Here is a 1,566-nt window from a genome sequence, read left to right on the forward strand (position 1 = left end):
GGCGCAGCAGGGTGAGCTCCTCGCCGCCCGCGCCGCCCTGGTCGAGCAGGTCGCGCAGCCGCCGGTCGAGGACCTGCTGGAACGTCGCGGGCGAGTACTGGAGCGGCTGGTCGGAGAAGCGCCCTTCGAGGGTCCGCTGCGCCTGGTCGCTCAGCAGGCCGTTCACCACCAGCAGCGTCCGGGCGCCGGGCCGCTGCCGGACGACCGCCTCGGCCTGCCCGGCCACCCGCTCGGCGTCCCGCTCCAGGGTGAGCGGGCCGCTGAGGAAGATCGCGCAGCCGGGCGCGTCGGGCCGGTCGGGGCCGTCCGCCGCCGGAACCCAGAACGCCGCCCGCACGTCGCCGGCGTCCGCGACCCGGTGGTCGCGGTACAGGCGGCGGCCCTGCCAGACGAGCACGCGCTCGATGCGCCGGGCGACGGTGGCGGTGGTGTCCGCCCGCGTCTCCCCCGCCGCCCGCTCGACGGCGAACTCCGTGATCTCGTTCCCGTCGCGCCGGTGCTGCTCGTAGCACTCGCGGCACAGCTGCAGCACCTTGCGCGCGTTGCCGGCGCTGAAGTCGACGATCGCCTCCACGGCGGACCCGGTGAACGGCCAGATCCCGCCGCCGCCCTCCGGGACGTCCGGGGGCCGGGCGGTGTGCTCCATGTGCCGGGCGATGTACCAGGTGACCTCGTCCTCGGTCAGCCGGTCCATCCGGATGCGATGGCAGTCGCGTCCGGCCTCGGCCTCGCGCGCGAACCCGCTGAAGAACTCCGGCAGGCCGCACATCACCAGGAAGACGCCGGACGTGCCCGCGTCGTCCAGCAGCCTGCCGAACGCGTCGGTGGTCCGGCGGTCCGGGGTGCCGGTGTCGGGGAGCGCCTTCTCCAGGTCGTCCAGGATCAGCGCGTACGGGCCGCCGCCGCTGGCGACCAGCCGGACCAGCGCCCCGACCATGCCGAGCGCGGCGGCCTCGTCGGCGATCGGGTCGTTGACGCCCTGCTCGCGCAGCGGGTCGTCCGGGTCGGCGCCGTACAGCCACTTCAGCACCAGCTCGCCCAGCTCGGGCCGCGACTCCATGAGCACCAGCGCGCGGGCGAGGTCGTCGCGGCCGGTGACGGCCGACAGCCGGTCCCGCAGCTCGACCAGGTAGCTGCTCTCCGGCATGTTGAAGATGCGGACGACGCCGCCCGGATCGGCGTCCGGGCCGCGCACCCGGTCGATGACCTGCTCGGGGAACCCGGCGGCGGCGAGCGCGTCCGCCACGATCGCCGAGTAGTGGTGGCGGACGAACCGCAGCAGGCTCCGCTGGTCGTGGCGTTCGAGGAAGCTGTCGTACAGCCGGGTGAACGAGCTCTCGCGCGCGGGGATGTAGTCCGGATCGAGGACGGCCCCCGCGCCCGGCGCCGCCGCGCCGGTCACCTCCCGCATGCGCCGGATCAGCTGGGCGGCCAGGTGCGTCTTGCCCGAGCCCGGCTCTCCCGAGACGAACAGCAGCGTGCCCGGCACGCGGGCCCCCTGCGTCGCGGGAGGCGGCTGCGCCGTGCCGGACGACTGGGCCTCGCCGGACGACTGGGCCTCGCCGG

1 protein-coding gene is annotated in these 1,566 nt (G+C 75.5%); it reads right to left on the bottom strand.

Annotated features, from left to right (window positions below; all coding sequences use genetic code 11):
• The coding region (locus AB0J52_RS39855; RefSeq protein ID WP_500188338.1) for a hypothetical protein at positions 1–1,566 on the bottom strand (1,566 nt) is incomplete at both ends.

This window comes from Spirillospora sp. NPDC049652 (genome assembly GCF_040675125.1).
Taxonomy (GTDB): domain Bacteria; phylum Actinomycetota; class Actinomycetes; order Streptosporangiales; family Streptosporangiaceae; genus Spirillospora.